General features: G+C 60.4%; 16 protein-coding genes. 6 read left to right on the top strand and 10 right to left on the bottom strand.

Annotated features, from left to right (window positions below; translation table 11 throughout):
• Positions 1-80: 80 nt before the first annotated feature.
• Positions 81-1,313, top strand: coding sequence for a GNAT family N-acetyltransferase (locus NCT04_RS25345; protein ID WP_250468237.1), 1,233 nt, complete (start codon positions 81-83; stop codon positions 1,311-1,313).
• Positions 1,314-1,363: 50 nt separating this feature from the next.
• Here the strand turns inward: NCT04_RS25345 and NCT04_RS25340 are convergent, their stop codons facing one another.
• The 3 genes from NCT04_RS25340 to NCT04_RS25330 form a co-directional block, all read right to left on the bottom strand.
• A complete protein-coding gene (locus NCT04_RS25340) occupies positions 1,364-2,122 on the bottom strand; it encodes an alpha/beta fold hydrolase (RefSeq protein WP_250468236.1) in 759 nt (252 codons plus the stop codon).
• A gap of 179 nt (positions 2,123-2,301) precedes the next feature.
• Positions 2,302-3,057, bottom strand: coding sequence for an alpha/beta fold hydrolase (locus NCT04_RS25335; protein WP_250468235.1), 756 nt, complete (start codon positions 3,055-3,057; stop codon positions 2,302-2,304).
• Between the two features lie 53 nt (positions 3,058-3,110).
• Positions 3,111-3,884 (bottom strand): 3-ketoacyl-ACP reductase, encoded by a 774-nt coding sequence (locus tag NCT04_RS25330; protein ID WP_250468234.1) that lies wholly within the window; start codon positions 3,882-3,884, stop codon positions 3,111-3,113.
• A 94-nt stretch (positions 3,885-3,978) separates the two neighbouring features.
• Between NCT04_RS25330 and NCT04_RS25325 the strand changes: the two genes are divergently transcribed.
• Positions 3,979-4,887: a LysR family transcriptional regulator gene (locus NCT04_RS25325; protein ID WP_250468233.1), complete on the top strand. Its 909-nt coding sequence runs from the start codon at positions 3,979-3,981 to the stop codon at positions 4,885-4,887.
• Positions 4,888-4,984: 97 nt separating this feature from the next.
• Here the strand turns inward: NCT04_RS25325 and NCT04_RS25320 are convergent, their stop codons facing one another.
• Together NCT04_RS25320 and NCT04_RS25315 are read right to left on the bottom strand one after the other, a co-directional pair.
• Positions 4,985-5,854 carry an alpha/beta fold hydrolase gene (locus NCT04_RS25320; RefSeq protein ID WP_250468232.1) on the bottom strand — a complete coding sequence of 290 codons (870 nt, stop codon included), beginning with the start codon at positions 5,852-5,854 and terminating at the stop codon, positions 4,985-4,987.
• The gene (locus NCT04_RS25315) at positions 5,844-6,596 is read right to left on the bottom strand and encodes a sugar phosphate isomerase/epimerase family protein (RefSeq protein WP_250468362.1); all 753 of its coding nucleotides are present in this window, start codon (positions 6,594-6,596) and stop codon (positions 5,844-5,846) included. The genes NCT04_RS25320 and NCT04_RS25315 overlap by 11 nt, the downstream gene beginning before the upstream one ends.
• Positions 6,597-7,052: 456 nt before the next feature.
• Between NCT04_RS25315 and NCT04_RS25310 the strand changes: the two genes are divergently transcribed.
• Positions 7,053-8,408, top strand: a complete 1,356-nt coding sequence (locus NCT04_RS25310; protein WP_250468231.1) for an MFS transporter — start codon at positions 7,053-7,055, stop codon at positions 8,406-8,408.
• Positions 8,409-8,444: 36 nt separating this feature from the next.
• Here the strand turns inward: NCT04_RS25310 and NCT04_RS25305 are convergent, their stop codons facing one another.
• The gene (locus NCT04_RS25305; protein WP_250468230.1) at positions 8,445-9,038 is read right to left on the bottom strand and encodes a LysE family translocator; all 594 of its coding nucleotides are present in this window, start codon (positions 9,036-9,038) and stop codon (positions 8,445-8,447) included.
• 100 nt (positions 9,039-9,138) lie between these two features.
• On the opposite strand from NCT04_RS25305, the gene NCT04_RS25300 reads away from it, so the two are divergent.
• Together NCT04_RS25300 and NCT04_RS25295 are read left to right on the top strand one after the other, a co-directional pair.
• Positions 9,139-10,017 carry a LysR substrate-binding domain-containing protein gene (locus NCT04_RS25300; protein ID WP_250468229.1) on the top strand — a complete coding sequence of 293 codons (879 nt, stop codon included), beginning with the start codon at positions 9,139-9,141 and terminating at the stop codon, positions 10,015-10,017.
• Positions 10,011-10,715 carry a hypothetical protein gene (locus NCT04_RS25295; protein ID WP_250468228.1) on the top strand — a complete coding sequence of 235 codons (705 nt, stop codon included), beginning with the start codon at positions 10,011-10,013 and terminating at the stop codon, positions 10,713-10,715. The genes NCT04_RS25300 and NCT04_RS25295 overlap by 7 nt, the downstream gene beginning before the upstream one ends.
• Before the next feature lie 12 nt (positions 10,716-10,727).
• On the opposite strand, the gene NCT04_RS25290 is transcribed toward NCT04_RS25295, so the two are convergent.
• Positions 10,728-11,711: an aldo/keto reductase gene (locus NCT04_RS25290; RefSeq protein WP_250468361.1), complete on the bottom strand. Its 984-nt coding sequence runs from the start codon at positions 11,709-11,711 to the stop codon at positions 10,728-10,730.
• Positions 11,711-12,136, bottom strand: a complete 426-nt coding sequence (locus NCT04_RS25285) for a (R)-mandelonitrile lyase (protein WP_250468227.1) — start codon at positions 12,134-12,136, stop codon at positions 11,711-11,713. Before NCT04_RS25285 ends, NCT04_RS25290 begins: the two co-directional genes overlap by 1 nt.
• Positions 12,137-12,242: 106 nt before the next feature.
• Between NCT04_RS25285 and NCT04_RS25280 the strand changes: the two genes are divergently transcribed.
• Complete coding sequence (locus NCT04_RS25280) at positions 12,243-13,136, top strand: LysR family transcriptional regulator (RefSeq protein ID WP_250468226.1); 894 nt, start codon at positions 12,243-12,245, stop codon at positions 13,134-13,136.
• A 109-nt stretch (positions 13,137-13,245) separates the two neighbouring features.
• On the opposite strand, the gene NCT04_RS25275 is transcribed toward NCT04_RS25280, so the two are convergent.
• Together NCT04_RS25275 and NCT04_RS25270 are read right to left on the bottom strand one after the other, a co-directional pair.
• Complete coding sequence (locus NCT04_RS25275; protein ID WP_250468225.1) at positions 13,246-14,499, bottom strand: arsenic transporter; 1,254 nt, start codon at positions 14,497-14,499, stop codon at positions 13,246-13,248.
• Positions 14,496-15,734, bottom strand: coding sequence for an MFS transporter (locus NCT04_RS25270; protein WP_250468224.1), 1,239 nt, complete (start codon positions 15,732-15,734; stop codon positions 14,496-14,498). Before NCT04_RS25270 ends, NCT04_RS25275 begins: the two co-directional genes overlap by 4 nt.
• Positions 15,735-15,784: the final 50 nt, after the last annotated feature.

Below are 15,784 nucleotides of genomic sequence, written 5' to 3'. Positions count from 1 at the left end.
TTCATAGAGAACGGGGTCTGTGTTTTCCGCAAGGAAACACATGGCAGCGGTAAATCCAAAATAACAATTCGGCCAACGTTATGCAGCGACTGAACGGCAATGCAACACGCCAGCAGACTGGCATCAGCATCATCAGCGATCCGGAAAACTTTCTTGCACTCCGCGACGAATGGAACTCGCTATGGTCCCGTATAGGCGGACATCATTACCAGTCATTCGACGTTTGCTGGCTCTGCTGGACGCGAGTAGCCAAGCCGCGTGGCGGTAGCTTGCATTGCATCGTATATCGGGAGCGCGGAGAACTCGTGCTCGTCTGGCCTCTGGTGCGCCGCCGACACTCGCTCTGGACGATCCTCGAGCCGCTGGCATCGGGAACGGCCGACCATACGAGCATCCTCGCATCGACCGGATCGGAAGCGGCTATCGAAACTGCGTGGCAGGCCGCCAGCAAGGGAAGCCGCATCGATCTGTTCTCGATTCCCTACGTGAGCAAAGGCACGCGGCTCGACCGTCTTGCGTCGGGGCACGGCGGTCTCGTCGTAGCCAGACAGGACATCTCGGCCCTGGCGCTCCTGCGCCGGGAACCCGACTGGACGGCGTACTGCAAGACGCTCTCCACGTTGTCGAAGAAGAAGCCCGGCGCGCTGGAGCGCCGCTTCATGAAAGAGGGTGCGCTTGAAATCAAGGTGCTCGACGCTCGGGATGTGAGCGAGCATCGCAAATGGGTCGATTGGATGCTCGCGCAAAAGCGGCAATGGGCCGAACGAAACGGCAAGGACGGCCCGTGGCTGCATTCGGAGGGATACCGCGACTATCTGGTCGATCTGCTCGATGGAAGCCGTGGGAAGTCGTCGGCATTGATGTTCGTGATGACCCTCGACAATGCACCGGTGTGCGCCAACATGGTCGGACTGGCGCTGACTTGCGCAAGTGGTCTGATCGCGGGTTTCGATCCGAGCTTCGCCAAGTTCTCGCCCGGCGCCATCATGATGGAGCGCTGCGTCAAGTGGACATGGGAAAACCAGTTGGATCTCGATTTCGGCGTCGGATCGGAACCCTTCAAGGCTTACTGGAGTCGCGGCAACGTTCTTCACAACACGAGTTTCGAACTCGCGCTCTCCCCGTGGGGACGAGTCGCTTTCCTTGCGAAAGATTGCTTGAAGAAGCTGGCCGAGTGGAAGGCGTCGCGAGCGAATGGCAGTGAGGCGCAAGGATCGGTTCAGCCAGCCGATGCCGACATGGCAAAGTTTCCGTCCTCGCTGCCGGGGAAAAGCGTTGCAGGTCTCACGCGCTCGCGAATGAGTGCGCAGTGAGCTAGCGCGATCGCGCTACTCGCTTACCGGCTGCGAGCGCGCAGCGCTCGTCAGTGCTCGCAAAATTGTCTCAGCGCCGCGACGAGCAATTCGGGTTGTTCCTCGGCGAGAAAATGTCCGCACTTGGGCAGCGAACCGCCGCGCACGTTGTCGGCGACGGCGCTCATTCGGCTGACCATGTGCGGGCCCCAACGCTTCTCGCCGCCCAACGCGAGAACCGGGACGCTTGCCGGCAACCGCGCCGCCGCGCGGTTATCTATGACATCCTGAGGGAATTGCCGATACATCTCCATCGCCGCCCGGAACGCGCCGGGATGCATATAGGCACGCACATATTCGTCCATGTCGCGTGCCGATATGGCAGCGGGGTTATCGGTTCGATCGTTGATGAATGCGCTGATATAAACACGCTCACGGCCACCGCAAATCAGGGCTTCCGGCAGGAACGGCTTCTGATGAAACGAGAAGTGAAAGAGCAAGGGACTCGATGCGATCTCATCCCAATCGCCGATGCCCGGAATGGACGCGTCGAGCACGGTGAGCGAACGTACAGGAAACTGCCATGCGAAGGCGTAAGCGACCATCGCGCCGATATCGTGACCGACGACATGGGGCGGCTCGTCGCCGAACTTCCTCACCAGACCGAAGAGGTCTGCCGCGAGTTGCTTTTTCGTGTAGCCCGCTTCCGTCTTGTCCGAGAAGCCCACGCCTCGAAGATCAGGGACGATCAAAGTAAAGTCTTCGCCGAGCGGCAGGAGCACGCGGCTCCATTCCCACCAGTTCTGCGGGAAGCCATGGATCAGAAGCATGATTGGCGCTGTACCAACGGGCCTTCCGCCGGTCACGTAATGCAGTTTCACGTCTCCGACAACGTCTGCGTCATGCCGGAATCCGTCGGGGAGAACGTCTGGGGAGAATTGTCCTTCTGAAAACATCTGCATACTCCGGATCGAGTTATTGCATCAATTGAGAAGCGAACGCTTAAGTCTTAGCCAATTGCCGCGCCGATGATTTCCGCAAGCTGCGCGGGTTGCGAGAAGAATGGTGAGTGGCTCGTCTCGATGGTCACGACCTCAGCGCCCGGCACGTCGGCTTGCATCAGCCGTTGTTGCGCGATTGGAAGAGCGAGGTCCTTCGTGCATTCGATGAAGACTCGCGGAATCGATCCATAACGCTCCTTCGTCGTGTCGATTCGCGCAGCGTAAGGCGCCGTGGCATTGATGCGGGCAACGTTGGCCGCGGCCACGGCCACGTCTCGATCGCTGCAATCACCATAGAACGACGACCGCACTCTACGGACGTCATCGACGTTCAACGCGACGCCCTTGCCATCAGGCGTTGCATTCACAATCTCGAAGAGCGCTTCGACCGAAGGATCGTTCGTATAGCCTTCAGATAGAAGGTAATCGTTCGCCGATTTGCCCGGCGGCGTCATGAACGCGGCAAGGTAGATGAGCTTGCTGATCTTCTCCGGATATTTCTCGGCAAGATAAGTGAGCGACACGCCTCCCATGCTATGTCCGAGCAACACGAAAGGCTCGTGCGCGCCTTCGAGCAACGCGGCAACGGACGCCGTGTAGTCGGCCATGTCTTCGACTTGATCGTAGATTGCGGGATCGAATCCGTGCGATTTCAAGTCCGGGTGGATGACGGAGTGTCCGCGCGCTGCAAGCAACGTGGCCACCTTCTGAAAACAACCGCCCCAATGCCATGCGCCGTGTATCAACACGATGGTTTGCTTCATATGCGCGCTCCTGGGAATGTGTTTAATCGCGAGTGATGTCGATGCATGCTGGTCTACAAACGATTCATATGCATCCCGGCGTCGAGCTCGAAGGCACTTCCCGTCGAGAAGGCGAACGTTCCGATGGCAAGCGTCGCGACCGCGCGTCCGATGTCGTCGGGCGTGCCCCATCGGCGAATCGGCGTAAGTCCATCACGTATGCGTTCGTCGAAACTGGCCGCCGAAACCGACGTCATGTCGGTGCGAATGATGCCGGGACGAATCTCGTGAACCGCGATGCCATGCTCGGCAAGACGCGTGGCGAAGAGCTTGACCATCATCGAGACGCCCGCTTTGGAGATGCAATATTCGCCACGGTTAATGCTGACGGTTTCCGCGCTCGTCGATGAAATGCACACGATGGATCGATACAAACTCGAATCAGGCTCATTCAGCATTCGACGCGCAATCCGCTGCGTCAGAAAGAAGGGACCGCGCAGGTTGATGTCGAGATTGCGATCGTAGCTTTCGACCGAGACATCGAGCAGGTCACCGCGCGAAAGCACGGACACGCCAGCGTTATTGACGAGCGTGTCGATGCGTCCGAACGCGGACCACGCGCGTTCAGCGAGGTCGTCCTGCTCGTTCAGCTCGGCGATATCGCCCAGCGCCATCGCCCATTTGCGGCCTCTTGCTTCGACTCCCGCGATGGTTTCCCGCATGGCGTCGTCATCGCACAGATCGTTGATGACGATGTCGAATCCGGCATCCGCGAGATGCCAGACAATGCCTCGGCCAATGCCTCTTCGACCGCCTGTGACCATCGCGACTGGCGCGTTACGCTTCATGCAATCTCCCTGGCTGGTTCATGTTGTTCGTCGACCATCGGTTTCGAATGCTAATCTCGTCCGGTGCTTCGAACCTATCGATCGGATAAAGACAATGTCAGACATCGACGTCAAGCTGCTCACCGTCTTCGCGGAGACCTACAAGACGGGCAGCGTCTCGCAGACGGCAGTCAACCTCGGTCTCTCGCAACCGACCATCTCGTTCAATCTTTCAAAGCTGCGCGAGCACTATCGCGATCCACTCTTCGTGCGTTTCCCTCATGGGATGGAACCCACGCCATTTGCCACCGACCTCTACGGACGAGTGCTCGACCTGCTTGCGTCGTTCGAGGTCGTCTCGAAGTACCAGACCCAATTCGACCCCGCACTGGCCAATCGCGACTTTCATGTGGCATTGACCGACGTTGCACAGAACGTGTTGCTGCCTCGCTGGCTCAACCGGCTGCGTTCGATTGCGCCCGAGGTCAAACTGACGATAAGTCATATCGCCGACGAAACGGCTGGCTTGATGCAGACTGGCGAAGTCGAACTTGCTATCGGCTACATGCCTCAACTCAACGAAGGCTTCTATCAACAGAGGCTGATGGAAGAAACGTATATCGGCATCATCGCTGCGGATCATCCAAGACTCAGCAGCCGGCCGAGTGTCGCCGAGTTCTTGGCGGAAGGACACATCGCGGTTACGCCATCGGGCACGGGTCACTCCATTCTCAACCGTGTCTTGCGCGAGATGCGTCTCACGCGAAGGGTCATGCTCGAAGTACCCAGTTACCTCGGCGTTGCTGAAATTGCGGCTCGCACCGATCTCGTCGCGATGATCCCATCACGACTTGCCGTACTCATGCTCAAGGAAAAATCGATTCGATCGTTCGCATTGCCGTTCGATCTTTCGGCTTATGTGGTGAAACAGCATTGGCATTCGCGTAACCATCACGACGCGGGGCATCGATGGCTGCGTTCCGTCGTGGCAGATCTCTTTCTCGAAGATTCGACGTCATCGTAACCTTGAGTCGAGTATCGGCAGATAATGAAGTGGTGTCCATAAAGCCCGCTTGATAAGCCTTATCCAATCCATCGATAGGCGCGCAACGGACAGTGCGCTATCTTTGAAGAACGAACTGCCGCACGGCATCGGCGAATTCCGCAGGTCTTTCTTCCGGCACGTAATGACCGCAATCGTCGATAAGCCTCTCCGTCACGTTCGATGCCACGCGACGCAACGTGTGGGCCGATGCCGGTCCGTATCCCCATTGCGCGCCGATGGCGAGGCACGGCGTCTGAAGCGGCGAACGTCCCCAGACCGCGTTGTCCTTTCTATCGAGCGGTAGCGTGCGGTAATAGCTGAAGGAACAGCGCAAAGCGCCGGGTCGCGCCAATGCGCGCGCATAGACTTCAATGTCGTCGCGGCTGATCGAGTCGGCATCGAACACGCCGACCGTCTCCCGATGCACGAAGTGATCGACGAACAGAAACTCGCGGCCGCTCACGAGCGACTCTGAAATATCCCCGGCCATGTTGAAGCCAAAATGCCAGCTACCGCCGCGCGAAACGTCCATGGCCTCTTCTTGCCCGAATGCCGGAAGACTGCTCTCGACGAAAACGAAGTGACTGACCGCTTCCGGCCACTGAGCGGCATATGCATAGGCCACGTGCCCGCCGAGATCGTGCCCGACGATAGCCACTTGCCTCACGCCGAGCGCTTCGACCAGATCATGCAATCTGCGAGCGATGGTCTTCTTGTCGAAACCGGACTCGGGCTTCGAGGAATCGCCGAAGCCCGGAAGATCCGGCGCGATGACATCGAAGTCACGGCTCAACAGCGGCATGACGCGCCGCCATGCCCATGAGGTTTGCGGCCATCCGTGCAGCAAGAGCAGCGTCGGCCTGCCGTCGGGTGTTCCGCTACGCCGGTAGGCCAGCCGAGCATCATGCAGGCGATGGGAGCGCAGCGACGTGTTGTCATCGGTCATGGTGAGGCTCCTGCCTATCGCTCAGGCTCTGCGCGGACGCACGCAGATCGTCCAGTGGCGTCGAAGAGATGATCTCCAGAACCGGGACACCGGAGAAGTCCACGTCGTTGAGAGCCTTGAGGATCTCGTCGAAGCGCACCGAGCCCAAACCCACGCGGTCGTGGCGCCATTGACTGCGTGTGCCGTCGGACAGGTGCAACTGGCCAAGGCGTGCCGCGCATTGCCTGACTGCATCGGCCTGATCTTCTCCGACGAACTCGGCGTTGGACACGTCATAGGCGATCAGCAGCCTCTCGTGCGGCAGAGCATCGAAAAAGGCGAGCATCGCGGCGGTCGTGGGAATAGGCGTTTGCGGATGAAGCTCGACGTAAAGCTTCTGATCGAGACGTTCCGCCACGCGCAGAAGCTGCTCCAGGCTATCGCGCAGCAGAAGCTCGGTGTCCTTTTTCGGCGGAGGAAAGAGCGAAGACACCCTGCCCGGCACGACGACGATTGCCCCGCAGCCCAAGTCCGAAGCGAGTTGCATCGTGTCGATGTAGAGATCGAGGGAGTATTGCCTGAACGGCTCGACCCGGCTTACCAGATTCAGATCGAGCGCAGGCAGGTTCAAAGATTCGATCCGAAGGCCTTCGCTTCGCAGCGTACCGGCAAGACTCGATCTATCGGCAGTGGATAGTTCATCCGGCCAAAGATGACCGGGTACGACCAACGCATCGAAGTCGTTCAGGCCGATCTCCTGCATCTTTCGCATGGCGCCAAGCGCCGTCTCTTCCCACATGAATGAGAAGGTGCTGCCTCCAAAGGATCGCGCGAGTTTTTGCATGCCTTCCTCAAGCCGAAGTTGGAATGAACTCAATTGTGAACGTGTTTCCTTAAAGGAACAAGCAGTCTAGCTTGCTGCTCATGAGATTTGGCGTCATTTCTCTGGAAAAAATCACCTGATGCATGAACCAACTGGACAGCAGGCACTTCGGGAAAAACCCTCGTTTGTTTCCATACAAGAACTCATGGATAAAAATCGTTGACTTCCAATTGCTGAAACTTTAAACAGAGAGGATCGCTTCGATAAAGACGCAGCCTCGACATGCGCTCATTCGCGTTTCATGAGGACGATGAGAAGGTCATCGTCGACTGCATCGAATACATGCGTCGTCTGCTTGAGGCAGCGTCGCAACAATCACGACACTAGGAGACAGCGATGAGCAGTGCGGTAAAGCAATTGAACGTCCAGCAGTTCCTGGATACGAGGCCATTCAGCGGCTTTCATTGGAAGATCCTTTTGCTGGGTCTCGTCGTCCTGATTCTCGATGGCTTCGATGTGGTCGCGATGGGATTCATCGCACCCCCGCTCATCGCCGACTGGAAGATCAGCCGGGCCGCGCTCGGGCCAGTGTTGAGCATGGGACTATTCGGCCTCGCGATCGGCGCGCTGACGGGGGGTCCGTTGGCCGACCGCTTCGGCCGTCGCAAGGTCATCATCGCCGCGGTCGTCTTCTTCGGCGTGATGAGTCTCGCCTCGGCCTGGTCGCCGAACATCGAAGTGCTTTCGGTGATGCGTTTTCTGACTGGACTCGGCCTCGGCGCATCGCAGCCGAACGCCGCGACGCTTGCTTGCGAATATGCGCCGGAGAAGCATCGTTCGGTCATGGTAACGGTCATCTATTGCGGCTTCACGCTTGGCGCGGCGGGCGGCGGCTTCCTCTCAAGCTATCTCGTGCCGACTCACGGCTGGCATTCTATACTGGTCGTCGGCGGCATCGTGCCGCTTCTCTTCGCGGTTCTGCTGTTCTTCGTTTTGCCGGAATCCGCGAAGTTTTTAGCTCTGAAGCACGAGGGACGCACGGCGCTTGCGAAGATCATCAACGAAATTCAGCCCGGCACGGTAAACGGTTCGACCGGCTTCGTGACGCCCGAACGCGAACACGCCGGCAAGGGCGTGATTCGCCTCATCGTGTCGAAACCGCATACCACGGTCACGCTCGCGCTCTGGGTCGGGCTCTTCATGAACTTGATGACGGTCTACTTCCTGAACAGCTGGCTGCCGATTATCGTCAAGGACAACAACTTCTCGCTGGCTGACGCGGCGCTCGTCGGCGCGATGATGCAAGTGGGCGGCACGCTCGGGAACATCGTCATTGGCTGGGAGATGGATCGCTTCGATTCGCGCAAGGTCATGATCGCGACACTATTCGGGGCGCTCGTCTTCACGGTGGCGGTGTCGCAGATGAACGTCGGGCTAGCCGGTCTCATCACGCTCGTGTTCCTGCTCGGTTATTGCACGAACTCCACGAACACCGGCTGGACGGCGATGGCCGCGAGCTACTACCCAACGGAGATTCGAGCGACAGGCACGAGCTGGATGACGGGCATCGGCCGCTTCGGTGCCATCTCCGGTGCGTCGGTCGGTGCGGTGCTTCTGAGCTTCAAGTGGAACTTCGGGCAGTTGTTCCTCTTCTTGACGGTGCCGATTGCAATCGCCATCGTCGCTGCGTATGTCCAAGGCCGCGGCCGGGGGAACGCAGCGCCGGTGTTGCGCGACGCCACCATGCATTGATGATGGGCTCTGCTGCTGGCCGAAGGCGCTGCATCGTCATCTCCAGATCGACAAGACGGATGCGGCCAGCAGCAAACCCATCGCAAGATTGACCACGCGCCAATGACGCGGCGTTCTAAGCAACCGTGCAAGCAATGCACCGAGCGCGCACCACAATACGAGCGACCCGCATGCCGCAACGCCGAAGGCCGCGCCGAGGAGAATCGCAAGCCGGTTGGGACTGTCCGCCGCTAGCGCGAAGGACGCCGCGGCGCCGACGGTCATCGCCCAGCTTTTCGGGTTGAGCCACAAGAGCAGCATGCCGTTGATCAACGTGACCGGCCGCGCGGGACCGCTGTTCTCATTCGGCGGTCCGCTTCGGGCGACGCGCCATGCCAGCCACAACAAGTACGCGGAACCAAGCGCTTTCGCGGCGGTTTGCAGCGCGGGCATCGCCAGCAAGATACCGGCAAGCCCGAGTGCGGCGAACGCGCCGAGCACGGCAAGACCGATGGCGATGCCGAGCATCAACGGGATCGAGCGCATGAAGCCGAAGCGCGCGCCAGACGCGGTGGCAAGTGTAGTGGCGCCGCCGGGCGTGATGGTCGCGACGACTGCGAAGAGAAAAAGCGGGAGGTTGAGGGAGGCCATGAACATGCGTGCGGGTATCGAGACTTGCACTCTACTGATCGCCCACGCATCAGCAAAACCAAAAATCTTGATGGCACGCATTACGATGCATAATGCGTCGATGCCTCGAAACTTCGATCTCGATCTCATCCGCACCTTCGTCACCGTGGCCGACAGCGGCAGCATGACCGTTGCCGCGAATCGGCTGCACATGACGCAAGGCGCCATCAGCCAGCAAGTCAAACGGCTTGAAGACTTGCTCGACTGCCTCTTGTTCGTGCGCAAGACGCGCAAGCTCGAACTCTCACGCAAGGGTGAACAGTTCCTCGTGAAGGCGCGCCAGTTGATGCGGCTCAACGACGATATTTGGTCCGACATGACCGGGCAGTCGTTAAGCGGCAGCCTTCGCGTTGGCGTGCCCTACGACCTCGTCACCGCGCTCGCGCCCGCGATGAAATCGTTCGCCGATGCTCATCCGCACGTGGAAATTTCGCTGGTATGCGGCGCATCACGCGAACTGCGCAACGCGTTGAACAGCGGTCTGGTGGATGTGTCGCTCGTCGAATACGTTGCGAGCGAGGCCGAAGGCGAAGTGATCCGCATCGAGCCGCTCGTGTGGGTGACGGGCCGCGGCAGTGAAGCGTGGCGCAAGCGCCCATTGCCGCTGTCGATGGTCGACGAACGCTGCGCCTTCCGTCCGATGGTGCTGCGCGCGCTCGCGGACGAAGGCATCGCCTGGCGCACGGTGTTCGAGAGCGGCAACATCGAGGCGACCGCAGCCACCGTGCGGGCGGGCCTTGCGATCACCGCATGGCTTGCCTTTACCGTACCCACCGACCTCGAAAGGCTTGCGCCTCATGAGTCCGGCTTGCCTGCCCTTCCGCCATTCGCCATCTGTCTGCAATTGCCGCAATCGATCCAGCCTGCCGCGCTGGAGTTTGCAACGTGCGTGCGCGAGTCGATGCGCGAGGATGTCGCCTTCCCGTTCGAGACATGCTGACTTCCTTTTTTCATAGCGGCGATGCCATCCGCAGCCGACGCGTGAGCGACATCGTTTTGTCGACCACACTCGACTTGCCCGAGCCGCCTGCAAGTCTCATCGCCGACTGGCAAAGAGAAGCGATGTCGCGGCTCGTTCTCGAACCCGGCGATGTCGAGGTCATGCCATTGGCGCGAACTCGCGCGCGCTGGACGGACTACAAGCACTGCGTGCGAGCTATCGTCGACTGGACGAACGCGCTCGGACTACCCGGCGTGCTCGCCGCCAGCGACATAGCGCTCATGGCCTGTCGTGGCGCGAGATACCATCATGACGGAGCGCAATATGGCGGCGCGGCTTTTTGCAATCTCTTTCTGAGCGAAGACAAGGGTCTGGACGTGCATTTCCCCGCTGCGAGTCATCGCATTCCGTTGACCCGTGGAACCGCCATGATCTTCGATACGGGCCAGCCTCATGGCGTCATTCAACGCGATAGCGAAAGCTTCAACGTGTCCGACTTCGCGCCCGACGAGGACTACGTTCAAGTGTTCCTGAGCTGGGAACTTCCGATCGAAAACGCCTGCGTGGCACAAGCACTGCAAGTAGAGTTCGATGTGGATGGCGCGAGCTCGTCGCAATTGGATGACGAGCAAGTGTGGTTTGAAGGCGCGCCAGCCGATGTGTGCCCGGAGACGGGTCGATGGCATCGGCTTGGCTGATCGGCAGGCGATTCATTTGCCGACACGCGCCTGCAAATGTGCGGGATAGCGTTCACCCTGTACGATGATATTCGCGAGCCGCGTATCGATGTCGCGCAGATTGTCCGCCGTCAACTCAATGGAAGCGCCACCGATGTTTTCCTTCAGTCGATGCAGCTTCGTCGTGCCGGGAATCGGCACGATCCACGGCTTTTGCGCGAGCAGCCACGCGAGCGCGACTTGCGCGGGCGTCGCGTTCAGACTCGTGGCGATCTGCTTGACCACGTCGACCAGCGCCTGATTTGCCTTGCGATTTTCTTCCGAGAAACGCGGGACGACATTGCGAAAATCGGTTTGATCGAAACCAGTGCTCGCGTCGATTGCGCCCGTCAAAAAACCCTTGCCGAGCGGACTGAACGGCACAAAGCCAATTCCGAGTTCTTCGAGCAGCGGCAGGATTTCTTTCTCGGGCTCACGCCACCATAGCGAATATTCGCTTTGCAAAGCCGCAACCGGTTGCACGGCGTGCGCACGGCGAATGGACTCGACGCCCGCTTCCGACATGCCGAAATGTCTGACCTTGCCTTCCTGAATCAGCTCCTTCACGGCGCCCGCGACGTCTTCCATTGGCACCTCGGGGTCGACGCGATGCTGATAAAGCAAGTCGATGCGATCCGTGCGCAACCGCTTGAGCGCCGCGTCCGTCACCGCGCGAATGTTGTCCGGCTTGCTGTTGACGCCCTTCTGCACGTCGCCGCCCTCGAAACCGAACTTCGTTGCGATCACGACTTGATCGCGGAACGGCGCAAGTGCCTCGCCGAGCAGTGTTTCGTTCGCGCCTTGCGCATAGGCTTCGGCTGTATCGAAGAAAGTCACGCCTTGCTCGAAGGCAGAGCGGATGAGTTCGATCGCATCGGCCTTCTCCGCTGCAGGGCCGTAGGCAAAGCTCAGTCCCATGCAGCCAAGGCCGATTGCCGATACTTCGAGACCACTCTTCCCGAGAATACGTCGGTTCATCATGCGACTCCTTCGTCGTTTGCCGGCACGCCGCCGCGATACTGCTCGTCCGTGACCTTTTCCATCCAGTCGACGGGACTGCCGTCGAGCTTCTCGGCAATGGCGATATGCGTCATTGCCGTGGTGGCGGTCGCGCCGTGCCAGTGCTTCTCTCCGGGCGCAATCCAGACGATGTCGCCCGCTCTGATGTCCTCCAATGGTCCGCCATCGCGCTGCACCCATCCGCGGCCCGCGATCACGATCAGCGTCTGACCCAGCGGATGCGTGTGCCACGCGGTGCGCGCGCCTGGTTCGAACGTCACCGTTGCGCCGCCGATGCGCGCGGGTTCGTCGCCCGCAAACGGCGCGTCGATCCTCACCGTTCCGGTGAAATATTCAGCTGTGCCCGTCGCCGAGGGCTGCGAGCCGCATTCGATGATCCGCATGTGCGTTCCTTGCAATAGTTGTCTCGACGTTCAATGTAGCAACGCGACTTCCTGCGATAAAGAGCTAAAATCGGCATGAAGTTAGAAGCCAGGCTTATAAATCATCATGGCACGTTCCGATCTGTCCGATATCACCGCGTTTCTCGCTGTCGCCCGCGAGGGCAGCTTCACGAAGGCGGCCGCGAAGCTTGGCGTTTCGCAGTCTGCGCTGAGTCAGACGGTGCGCAATCTCGAAGCACGGCTGGGCCTTCGCCTCCTGACCAGAACGACACGCAATATATCGCCGACTCAAGCTGGCGAACGGCTGATCCAGTCGGTCGGCCCCAGGCTCGATGAGATCGAGGCCGAACTAAGCGCGCTCACCGCCTTGCGGGATACGCCGGCGGGCACCGTGCGCATCGCTTCTGGAGAACACGCGGCGGAAATGCTGCTATGGCCGGTGATAGAACGGCTTTTGCCCGACTATCCGGACATCACGATCGAACTCGTCATCGACAACGGGCTCACGGATATCGTCGAACAGAGGCTCGATGCGGGCGTGCGGCTCGGCGAGCAAGTGGCCAAGGACATGGTTGCGGTGCGCATCGGTCCCGACGTGCGCATGGCCGTGGTCGGCACGCGCGACTATTTCGCCGCGCATCCGAAGCCGAAGACGCCGCGAGACCTGACGGCGCATAACTGCATCAACATCCGGCTGCCGACGGCCGGCGGCATTTATGCGTGGGAGTTCAAGAAAGGCGGACGCGAGTTGAACGTGCGCGTGGAGGGACAACTCGTCTTCAATAGCGCGACGATGGCCGTGAAAGCCGCGCTTGCGGGAGTGGGCCTCGCCTTCGTGCCCGAACAGCGGGTCTTATCGCAGATCGAAAGCGGTGCGCTCTTGCGGGTGCTGCCAGACTGGTGCCCGTCGTTTTCGGGCTTTCATCTTTACTATCCCAGCCGACGTCAGCCGACTCCTGCGTTCGTCGTCGTTGCCGATGCGCTGCGTCGCGGCGTATAGGTTCGCGGCGACCCGTGTGCCCGAACTCGGTCAGTCGAGGTTGAGCGGCTGCTCGTGCGGAGCGTGACTAGCCACGCGCTGCTCATTGTTTGTCTCCGAATGCCTGAGCTCAATTTCCGGCTAAAAGCCGCGCGCCGAGGCTTAACAAGAGCGCGGGCAGCATGACGATCGCACCGACCTTCAGGAACTGCATGAAGCTCACTTCCTCGCATTCGCGCCGGATGGAAGAGAGCCAGAGAATGGTCGCCAGCGAACCGGTGATCGAGAGATTGGGACCGAGGTCCACGCCGATCAGCAACGCATCGATCACGCGTTCGGGGCTATGTGCTTGCAGCACGGTCGCGCTTGCAATGAGACCCGCTGGCAAGTTGTTGATGGCGTTGCTGCCGAGCGCGATGACCACGCCCGACACCGCCGCCGTTACCGCCTGATTCTGCTGCGACGCGAGCGCCAGCAAATGCGAAAGCGCCGCGACGACGCCCGTATGCGCCAGCATCTCCACGAGCACGAAGAGGCCAGCCACGAGCGGCAGCACGCTCCACGATATCTCGCTCATCAGCTCGACCGGAGATTGACGTTCTTTCACGAGTACCACCAAAGCGGTGCCGATGCCGAGGATCGCGGTGGGCAGGCCGAGTTGCATGTCGAACGCGGAGACGGTGAGCAGAGCCACCGCCGTGACGCCGATGCCCGCGAGCGTCACTTTGCCGTTCGCGCTGAGCGGTTCGACGTTCAGATCGCGAGCGCACGAGCCAGCGAGTTCGTCGCGCTGCGTCCAGCGCAGCATGAAATACGTCGCAACGATCGACAACACCGAAGGCAAGGCAAATCGCGCACTCCACGAGCCCAGCGCGGGCGTGTGATTCGCGTAAAGCACGAGATTCGCCGGGTTCGAAATCGGCAACACGAAGCTCGCCGCGTTGGCGATGAACGCGCACACGTACAAGAGCGGCAACGGCTTCGTATGCGCCTTCCTCGCCGCCGCGAAAACAGCGGGCGTAAGCACGACGGCGGCGGCATCGTTCGAAAGGAACGTCGTCACCACGACACCGACGAGATACACGAGCAGAAAGAGCTTTCGGGGCGAGCCCTTGGCATGGTTCACGGCAAGCACCGCGATCCAGTCGAACAGGCCTTCGCGCCTGCCGAGTTCCGACAGCAGCATCATGCCGATGAGAAACAGGTAGACGTCGCTTCCCTTGCCTATCGCCTGCCACGCGAGATTCAGCGGTAGCAACCCGAGCGCGACGAGCAACACGGCGCCCGTGACCGCCCAGATCGCCTCGGGCCATTTGAAGGGACGCAGGATGACGCCGGCAGTCGCGGCAAGCCCGATGCCCCAGGAGAGAAAAATCGGATTCATGTAGCGAGAGAGGGTTCGTTGGCAGAATCGCGATGGATGCCGCATGCCTTCTTGAGCGCGCTGCCGAAGAATAGCCACAACAAGAGCGAGCCGATAGACACGGCTCCAAGTACGAGAAACGCAACCTTATAGCCGAAGTGCTGGGCCAGCATGCCGCCGAGCGCCGGACTGAGCGCCGCGCCGATTCCCTGCACGGTCATCACCACGCCCTGCCCGACATTCACGCGCCCCGTGCCTTGCAGCAAGCGCACGACGAGCGCGGGAACGGCCACGCTTTGCAGCCCCGCGCCGATGCCGTCCAGCGCCTGCACGGGCCACACGCCCCAGGCGTTGATGAGCATCGCCGCGACCAGACCGCGCAGCGGCAGTGCAAGAAAGGTGATGAGAATCACGCCCCAGTAACCTAAACGTTGAATGATCCGGCTTGCGAAAAACGCGGCGGCCACCATCACGAGTTGCGCGATGACGATGGTTTGCGCGGTAAAGGCGCTTGGATCGCCCTTGTGTGCCGCGACGACGGCAAGGCCATAGAGCGGCAACATCGCCGCATTGCCGAGGTGGAACATCGCGAGTGAAGCGGCAAGCAGCAGCAACGGCTTGCACGTGAGCAGCATGCGAAAGCCGCTCGCGTGCTCGCGCTCGCGCTCCTTCGAGGACGAAGCGCCGAGCCCGCGCGCACTATCGTGATCGATCGAATCACGCCGGATCAGGAGCGTGGAAATCACGGTCATCGCGCCGAACAAGCCGGCGAGCACGAACACCGCGCCGAAGCCGAAACGCCAGCCGAGCCACCCCGAAAGCGCTGCGGCCACGACATTGCCTGCGTGATTGGCCACCTGATTGCGCCCGAACTGGCGGTCGAAACCGCGTTCGCGCACCATGCCGAGCGTGACGCCAGCCACCGCCGGACCCAGCGCCGCGCCCGTCACCGCCGTGAGAATCTGCGAGGCGGCGACCATCCAATAATCGTGCGATACCCATAGCACGAGCGAGGCGAGCGTCGTCATCACGCCTGCCACGACGATCAGGCCGCGCTTGTAACGCGTGGCATCGACGAGTGCGCCCGCTGGCGAGGTCGCGAGCATCCCCGCAATGCCGCCGAGCGTCATCACGGTTCCGATAGCATCCGTATGCCAGCCCTGAGCCTGCAAAAAGACCCCGAGAAATGGTCCGATGCCGGCTTGCACATCGGCCATGAAGAAGTTCAGGCCTTCCAGCGCGTAGAGAGGATTCATTGGGCGATCACCTCTTCAGGTGGTTCAGGCTTTGGTAATCATCGTCGAAT

This window comes from Caballeronia sp. GAFFF2 (genome assembly GCF_023631485.1).
GTDB lineage: Bacteria > Pseudomonadota > Gammaproteobacteria > Burkholderiales > Burkholderiaceae > Caballeronia.
The sequence above is the reverse complement of the archived record's forward strand: the minus strand, read 5'-3'. Positions and strand labels throughout refer to the sequence as shown.

Coding starts and splice junctions, on each gene's coding strand:
- NCT04_RS25275 (WP_250468225.1), bottom strand. CDS start 14,499: ATGAATCCGATTTTTCTCTCCTGGGGCATCGGGCTTGCCGCGACTGCC.
- NCT04_RS25325 (WP_250468233.1), top strand. CDS start 3,979: ATGTCAGACATCGACGTCAAGCTGCTCACCGTCTTCGCGGAGACCTAC.
- NCT04_RS25315 (WP_250468362.1), bottom strand. CDS start 6,596: ATGCAGGAGATCGGCCTGAACGACTTCGATGCGTTGGTCGTACCCGGT.
- NCT04_RS25285 (WP_250468227.1), bottom strand. CDS start 12,136: ATGCGGATCATCGAATGCGGCTCGCAGCCCTCGGCGACGGGCACAGCT.
- NCT04_RS25300 (WP_250468229.1), top strand. CDS start 9,139: ATGCCTCGAAACTTCGATCTCGATCTCATCCGCACCTTCGTCACCGTG.
- NCT04_RS25270 (WP_250468224.1), bottom strand. CDS start 15,734: ATGAATCCTCTCTACGCGCTGGAAGGCCTGAACTTCTTCATGGCCGAT.
- NCT04_RS25305 (WP_250468230.1), bottom strand. CDS start 9,038: ATGGCCTCCCTCAACCTCCCGCTTTTTCTCTTCGCAGTCGTCGCGACC.
- NCT04_RS25290 (WP_250468361.1), bottom strand. CDS start 11,711: ATGAACCGACGTATTCTCGGGAAGAGTGGTCTCGAAGTATCGGCAATC.
- NCT04_RS25345 (WP_250468237.1), top strand. CDS start 81: ATGCAGCGACTGAACGGCAATGCAACACGCCAGCAGACTGGCATCAGC.
- NCT04_RS25335 (WP_250468235.1), bottom strand. CDS start 3,057: ATGAAGCAAACCATCGTGTTGATACACGGCGCATGGCATTGGGGCGGT.
- NCT04_RS25280 (WP_250468226.1), top strand. CDS start 12,243: ATGGCACGTTCCGATCTGTCCGATATCACCGCGTTTCTCGCTGTCGCC.
- NCT04_RS25295 (WP_250468228.1), top strand. CDS start 10,011: ATGCTGACTTCCTTTTTTCATAGCGGCGATGCCATCCGCAGCCGACGC.
- NCT04_RS25320 (WP_250468232.1), bottom strand. CDS start 5,854: ATGACCGATGACAACACGTCGCTGCGCTCCCATCGCCTGCATGATGCT.
- NCT04_RS25340 (WP_250468236.1), bottom strand. CDS start 2,122: ATGCTTCTGATCCATGGCTTCCCGCAGAACTGGTGGGAATGGAGCCGC.
- NCT04_RS25330 (WP_250468234.1), bottom strand. CDS start 3,884: ATGAAGCGTAACGCGCCAGTCGCGATGGTCACAGGCGGTCGAAGAGGC.
- NCT04_RS25310 (WP_250468231.1), top strand. CDS start 7,053: ATGAGCAGTGCGGTAAAGCAATTGAACGTCCAGCAGTTCCTGGATACG.